At 59.7% G+C, this 6511-nt stretch carries 7 protein-coding genes; 5 read left to right on the top strand and 2 right to left on the bottom strand.

The window, feature by feature from the left end; translation table 11 throughout:
* Nucleotides 1-86 precede the first annotated feature (86 nt).
* Together GJ668_RS16420 and GJ668_RS16425 are read right to left on the bottom strand one after the other, a co-directional pair.
* Complete coding sequence (locus GJ668_RS16420; RefSeq protein ID WP_425482504.1) at nt 87-410, bottom strand: type II toxin-antitoxin system PemK/MazF family toxin; 324 nt, start codon at nt 408-410, stop codon at nt 87-89.
* Complete coding sequence (locus GJ668_RS16425; protein WP_155451214.1) at nt 407-643, bottom strand: AbrB/MazE/SpoVT family DNA-binding domain-containing protein; 237 nt, start codon at nt 641-643, stop codon at nt 407-409. Before GJ668_RS16425 ends, GJ668_RS16420 begins: the two co-directional genes overlap by 4 nt.
* 141 nt (nt 644-784) lie before the next feature.
* On the opposite strand from GJ668_RS16425, the gene GJ668_RS20695 reads away from it, so the two are divergent.
* The 5 genes from GJ668_RS20695 (at nt 785) to GJ668_RS20155 (ending at nt 6279) form a co-directional block, all read left to right on the top strand.
* Nucleotides 785-1630 carry an FHA domain-containing protein gene (locus GJ668_RS20695; protein WP_155451216.1) on the top strand — a complete coding sequence of 282 codons (846 nt, stop codon included), beginning with the start codon at nt 785-787 and terminating at the stop codon, nt 1628-1630.
* A gap of 104 nt (nt 1631-1734) precedes the next feature.
* Nucleotides 1735-2037 carry a nucleotidyltransferase family protein gene (locus GJ668_RS16435; RefSeq protein WP_155451217.1) on the top strand — a complete coding sequence of 101 codons (303 nt, stop codon included), beginning with the start codon at nt 1735-1737 and terminating at the stop codon, nt 2035-2037.
* Nucleotides 2027-2365 (top strand): HepT-like ribonuclease domain-containing protein, encoded by a 339-nt coding sequence (locus GJ668_RS16440; protein WP_155451219.1) that lies wholly within the window; start codon nt 2027-2029, stop codon nt 2363-2365. The genes GJ668_RS16435 and GJ668_RS16440 overlap by 11 nt, the downstream gene beginning before the upstream one ends.
* Before the next feature lie 94 nt (nt 2366-2459).
* A complete protein-coding gene (locus GJ668_RS16445) occupies nt 2460-4952 on the top strand; it encodes a serine/threonine-protein kinase (RefSeq protein WP_155451220.1) in 2493 nt (830 codons plus the stop codon).
* A gap of 79 nt (nt 4953-5031) precedes the next feature.
* A complete protein-coding gene (locus GJ668_RS20155; protein WP_186343156.1) occupies nt 5032-6279 on the top strand; it encodes a trypsin-like peptidase domain-containing protein in 1248 nt (415 codons plus the stop codon).
* Nucleotides 6280-6511 lie beyond the last annotated feature (232 nt).

A 6511-nucleotide genomic window follows, 5' to 3' on the forward strand; every position in this document is an offset into this window, starting at 1 on the left:
CTGCACCGACCGATGCCGGATATCAAGCACCGTTTGGCTCAAGCATAGGCCATCGCCAGCCTCAACGGCGATCAAGGTTATTGGTTTCAATCCAGCATCCGCATCAGAACGTCGTGCCATAGGTCAGCGTCGATCTCGCCCAACTTTCCCGCCAGTCGGCGTTTGTCGACGCAACGGATCTGATCGAGCCGGATTCGCGCGAGGCGTCCATTGAAGTCGACTTCCGGCCGGCAGCCGAGCGGTTGTCCTTTCGAGGTGAGCGGGGCGACGATCACGCGCGGCAGGGCGGCATTCATGTCGTCCGGCGACACGACCAGCGCCGGGCGCGTTTTCTGGATTTCGGTTCCGATGGTCGGGTCGAGGTTGACCCAATAGACCTCGCCGCGCTGAATCCGTCGGTGCTCGCTCACCACTGCCAGTCTCCGCTATCGGCCTCGACGGGCAGATCGGCCCAGGCATCCGGATCGTCTTCAGCTCGGTAGCCGTCGAACCAACCGGCGCGCGTCGTCGGCGCCGGCTCGATGATGAGGCGCGTGCCTTCGAGTCGCAGCTCGATTTCGTCCTGGATGCCGCATTCGGCCAGCAGGGCCGCCGGAATCAGGACGCCGCGCGAATTGCCGATCTTTCTCAGAGTCGTGCGCATGGTGAACCTCGCGTAATAACTTAGTTATTACAGCGAATCTCCGGGTTTGACGCAAGGCTGGGCCGGATGCTTCGTCCAGGCTTCCTGTGCTAGATTTCGAACGCCGATCGTATCGTGTCCTTTTGTAGTAGATCGCGCCCAATGGAAGCCGCCGCCGAGGGCGTGATCGGACGCCTGCTGCCGCCGCCCGCCGACTCCACACGCGGCGCGCGGCTGATCCAGGTCAGCGCGGCCATCAATCCGGGCAACTCGGGCGGTCCGCTGTTCGATGTAGCCGGGCGGGTGATCGGTATCAATACGCTGAAAGCATTGGCCGCCGTGCCGATTCTGAGCGCGGACGGTCGCGGACTCGCCGTGCAGCGTGTGGCGACGGGTGAGGGGCTCGGCTGGGCGGTGGCAAGCGACGAACTGCTGCCGTTGCTCGATCGTCTGGGACTCGACTACGCGGTCAGCACGCGCCGGCTGGGGGCGGTCGGTCTGTTCCGGCAGCGTCAGCCGGGGTTGGCGACGATGCTGGTTCTGCTGTTGGTCGCGGCTTTGGGCGGGGGCGGTTGGCTGGTCGCGCGTGCGGGTGGTCGCGGTTTACGGGCATCCGGCCCGGCGGCGCGACCCCAACCGAACCCATCGCCCTCGGTACAGGTACAGCGTCCGGTGCTGCGTGGTCTGAGCGGCCCCTATGCCGGTGCGGCGATCCCGCTCGATCAGGGGCCGGTGGCGATCGGTCGCGATCCGGCGCTGGCGCGGCTGGTGCTGCCGGCGCACTGCACGGCGATCAGCCAGCGTCATGCTCTGGTGACGTACCGGACCGGGCTGGAAGGCTTCGTGCTGGAAGATTGCTGGTCGACCAATGGGGTCTTTCTGATGACAACCGAGGGCGACGGACAGCGTTTGCCGCCTGGTCAGAGTTATCCGCTGGTACCTGGCGCGCGCTTCTATCTCGGCACGCCGGAGATCGCGTTTCAGGTCGACCTCGAAACCAAGTCCTGAGCACGGACCGACCGATGCTAGGTTTCAAGCATGAATCAACCCGACGCCCTCGCCAGTCCTCGCAATGCCGATTTGCACGATGATCGTCAACCGGATGAAATTCCATGCACTGTGCTTTGTCTGTCGATGAAAACGCCTTGGCCGATTTCTGCGAGCGGCACTACATCCGTCGCTTGTCGCTGTTTGGTTCGCAGTTGACTGGACTGGCTCGACCCGATAGCGATATCGATTTATTGGTCGAGTTCGATCCTAAGCATATTCCTGGTTTGCTTGGTCTAGCCGGAATGGAAGATGAGTTGTCGGAAATGCTCGGCGGATGCACGGTCGATTTGCGCACGCCGGGCGATCTGTCACGCCATTTCCGTGATGAGGTCTTGCGAACCGCTGAGGTTCAATATGCACGATAAGGATCGCGTTCGTTTTCTGCATATGATCGAGGCGGCTGAGGATGTGTGTCGGTTCGTCGATGGACGTCGGCGTTCCGAACTGGATAGCGACCGGATGCTGTTGTTTGCGCTGGTGCGTGCCATCGAGATCATTGGCGAAGCGGCGAGCAAGGTTTCGGACGAAACCCGGCAAACCTGTTCGGATATTCCCTGGAAAGCCATGATCGGGATGCGTAATCGGTTGATTCATGCCTATTTCGATATCGATACGGATATTCTGTGGGCAGCGGCAACGCAGGAGATTCCGGCTCTGCTCGTCAGCTTGAAAGCGCATACGCCGGCGTCATAGCTGTCTCGTCTCGTGTCCCTCGCCCCGTCCACGGCGGTTGTGCTAGATTTCGACCGTTGATCGTCTCGTGTCCTTGTGTAGGAGTCTGCGCCCCATGGAAGCCGCCGCCAAGTCCCGCTGTCCGAATTGTTTCACTGCTCCGCTGAGCACGCCTTGTCGTCGTTGCGGCTGGGCATCCGGTCTCGACAATCCGCCGCCAGCGCTGGCGTTGGGGACACTGTTGGACGAGCGCTATCGGATCGGGCGGGTGCTGGGGCATGGCGGGTTCGGGATCACCTATCTGGCCTGGGACGAGAACCTGCATCTGCGGCTAGCGGTCAAGGAATATCTGCCGCGCGACAGTGCCACGCGCGCGCCGGATGGGGTGAGTCTGGCGGTCTATTCGGGTTCGGCGGCGGAGCAGTTCGCCTATGGGCTGGAGCGGTTTCTGGAGGAGGCACGGGCGTTGGCGCGCTTCGATCAGCATCCGGGGATCGTGACGGTCAAGAGCTTCTTCCGGGCGCATGGGACGGGCTACAGCGTCATGGAGTTCGTCGATGGCTTGACGCTCAAGCAGTATCTGGCGCAGCAACCGGAGGGGCGGTTGCCGTTCGATCAGGCGATGAAGCTGTTGATGCCGGTGATGGATGCCCTGCGTGCGGTGCACAAGGATGGGCTACTGCATCGCGACATCACGCCCGACAACATCTATCTGAGCCAGGACGGGCGGGTGAAGCTGCTCGACTTCGGGGCAGCGCGCTTTGCTGCTGGGGAGCACAGTCGCAGTTTGTCGGTGATCCTCAAGCCGGGCTATGCACCGGAGGAACAGTACCGCACACGCGGTCAGCAAGGGCCGTGGACGGATGTCTACAGTCTGGCGGCGACGCTGTATCGGGCGATTACCGGGCAGGTGCCGCCGGAGGCGCTGGATCGGCTCGACGCCGATGAGTTGGTGCCGCCGTCGCAGTTGGGGGCGGTCATTGCGCCGGAGCAGGAGGCGGTGTTGGTGCGGGCGTTGGCGGTGCGGGCCTCTGCGCGGTTCGAGAGTGTCGAGGTATTGCAGAACGCCTGGAAAGAGGCGGCTGTGATCGTGCCTCAACCGGAGGATTCGGGTGTATCGAGTTCGGATACATCACCAGATACGGATCCGCTATTGCTCGAAAAATCGACCAAACTGGAACAACGAGATGGCGTCCATGACGGCGACAGCCATTCCAATTCGCCTCAAACGGCTCGATCCAAGTCGATGCCAGTTTGGGCGGTGTTGGCCTCGCTTGGGTTGTTTGGCTCCATCGTGTTGGCGGCTTGGTTGTTGAATGTGCCTGACTCATTCGATACTCCGCAGTTATCTGCGGAAATCGATCGTCCGTCTAAAGAAACGGGGCAGTCAAATGAGAGGTTGGCGGAAGATCGCCCTGAAGATGTCAGGCGCGAGGAACCACAGAGCCAGTTCAACGAACCGACAGAGATTCATCGCTCGCAGGACTTGAACACCCAGACTGAAAGCATACATCAATATCAAATGCCAGAGGAACCCGATCCTCAAAGCAAGCCATTACAATTTGATAACTATTCTTCAGAATGCCAGGGAAGGGAAAACTCCTTGGAGTTCGTTACATGCGGCGATATAGCTGGTTCAGCAATCTCTTTACTGAAGAGAATGATCGTCACCTCATCGGATAACGGTGGGGTAGGTCACGAGGATGAGTTGGATCGCATTATCCGCCAAATAGAATCATTGCCAAGGCCAGCGATAGTCGATAGAAAGATTTCCCGGTCCGAGAACGAAAAAGGATTGGCAGTTTTTCGCGAAGATCGATTTGATGAGGCCAAGCATCATTTTCTTTCGGCTTATCAAAAAAACCCATCAGACCCCGAAGTTGCAGATAATTTGAGTTATACGTATTTACAGCTTGGTGATCTACAATCGGCAGTTGACATGATCGCAAAGGCATTAACGCTTTCTCCTTCGCGTGCAACAGCTTGGAATCAACTGGCCAACTACTATGCACAAAAACGCCAGTTTGTTGAATCTGTTGCTTGTTTTGCGTTGACTTTTCGTTATTCGCGAAACCGAGATAGGACGCGCCAGGTTTTGCAACAGCTTGCAAGCGAAAATCCAAATCCCAATGTGCGATATTCAGCTAATAAGGCTTTGAATTTGGATTTTATCAAAAACAACAGCATCACTATCGGCAGAATTGCCGATGCCATACCGCGTTCGGCACCTGAAGGCCAAATGACGACACCTGTTGACACTTCGCGCTCTATATCAGAGCGCGGTAGAGAATTGGCAGGGCTTCGTCAGGGCATGAGTTATTCACAAGCTAGGGAAATTATTTTAGGTGCAGGCTGGCAAGGCAAAAACAGGAGATGGCAGGATATTTCGCAGTACGGACAGGAAAAGGAAATTTACTACAAGAATAATTGGAGGGAAGTGGCCAGTTGCGCTGGAACTGGTACGTCTCCATGCCGCTTCGAATTTCATGACATCCATAGCCATTTACTTGTAATCATAACGGAGGGTGAATGCTTGAATGCCCAATTTGAAGTGCCCAAGGAAGGAGAAACTTGTGATCTCACTGTAAGTAGTTGGTTCATTGATTAAAATATTTCTGGCTCCCACAGCACGGGGCGCACATGTAACGGTTGAATGCTTGCGCTGGATTGTAGTGGCGCTGGCATTCATGCTCCCCGCCGCCACAATCTGGGCCGATGCGCTCACCAACCACATGAACGCCGTCACCGTCCGGGTGCTGTGCCTGCCCGCCGAGGGCGAGCCGGAATCCGGCTCAGGCTTCGTGGTCGGCAACGGCTCGCATGTCGTGACCAACTGGCATGTCGTCTCCTGCACCGCCGAGAGCGGACAGGTCGGCATCCTGCTCGATGCCGGCGCGGGCGATGCGATCGAGGCACGGGTCCGCGCGCACGATGCCGACAAGGATCTGGCCGTGCTGCGTCTGGAGCGGCGCATCGACCGGCCAGCCGCACGTTTTGCCACCTTCGCCACGCTCAGCCAGCGCGATCCTGTGGTCGCGGTCGGTTTTCCGGGCGATGCCGACGGCATGGGCGATCTGGCGGCCCTGAGCACATCGACCATGACCGAGGGCGTGATCGGACGCCTGCTGCCGCCGCCTGCCGACTCCACACGCGCCGCGCTGCTGATCCAGGTCAGCGCGGCCATCAATCCCGGCAACTCGGGCGGTCCGCTGTTCGACGCGGCTGGGCGGGTGATCGGCATCAACACCATGAAGGCACTGGCGGCGGTGCCGACTCTGAGCGCGGACGGTCGCAGCCTTGCTGTACAGCGCGTGGTCGCCGGCGAGGGGCTCGGCTGGGCGGTGGCGAGCGACGAACTGCTGCCGCTGCTCGATCGTCTAGGACTCGACTACGCGGTCAGTACACGCCGTCTGGGTGCAATCGGTCTGTCCTGGCAGCGTCAGCCGGGCCTGGCGGCGACGCTGGTTCTGCTGTTGGTCGCGGCTTTGGGCGGGGGCGGTTGGCTGGTCGCGCGTGCGGGTGGGCGCGGTTTACGGGCATCCGGCCCGGCGGCGCGACCCCAACCGAACCCATCGCCCTCGGTACAGGCGCTGCGTCCGGTGCTGCGCGGTCTGAGCGGTCCCTATGCCGGCGCGACGATTCCGCTCGATCAGGGTCCGGTGGCGATCGGTCGCGATCCGGCGCTGGCGCGGCTGGTGCTGCCGGCACACTGCACGGCGATCAGCCAGCGTCATGCTCTGGTGACGTACCAAGCCGGACAAGCGGGCTTCGGGCTGGAAGATTGCTGGTCGACCAATGGGGTCTTTCTGATGACAGGCGAGGGCGACGGACAGCGTCTGCAGCCCGGTCAGACCTATCCGCTGGCGCTTGGCGCGCGCTTCTATCTCGGCACGCCTGAGATCGCGTTTCAGGTCGATCTCGAAACCCATCTCTGAGTGCCGCTGGTCGATGCCGGTTTTCAAGCACCGCACAACCCTAAATCATCACGAGTCCTCATCCTTGACGATATGCATGATTATGCATATAAATAATCCATGCATTTCACCTGGGACGAATCCAAGCGACCTCAGTACAGTACGAAAATCTCACGCTCATCGTTCGCTTAATTTCCCCCTCGATTCATGAAAGTGGAGCAAGCTACAGGCACTTACCACTCTGAGTCAGAAA

This window comes from Allochromatium palmeri, from assembly GCF_009720725.1.
Classification (GTDB): Bacteria; Pseudomonadota; Gammaproteobacteria; order Chromatiales; family Chromatiaceae; genus Thermochromatium; species Thermochromatium palmeri.

Bases quoted from the DNA above. Each gene is read 5' to 3' on its own strand.
- GJ668_RS16425 (WP_155451214.1), bottom strand. From the start codon at position 643: ATGCGCACGACTCTGAGAAAGATCGGCAATTCGCGCGGCGTCCTGATT.
- GJ668_RS20695 (WP_155451216.1), top strand. From the start codon at position 785: ATGGAAGCCGCCGCCGAGGGCGTGATCGGACGCCTGCTGCCGCCGCCC.
- GJ668_RS16435 (WP_155451217.1), top strand. From the start codon at position 1,735: ATGCACTGTGCTTTGTCTGTCGATGAAAACGCCTTGGCCGATTTCTGC.
- GJ668_RS16440 (WP_155451219.1), top strand. From the start codon at position 2,027: ATGCACGATAAGGATCGCGTTCGTTTTCTGCATATGATCGAGGCGGCT.
- GJ668_RS16445 (WP_155451220.1), top strand. From the start codon at position 2,460: ATGGAAGCCGCCGCCAAGTCCCGCTGTCCGAATTGTTTCACTGCTCCG.
- GJ668_RS20155 (WP_186343156.1), top strand. From the start codon at position 5,032: ATGCTCCCCGCCGCCACAATCTGGGCCGATGCGCTCACCAACCACATG.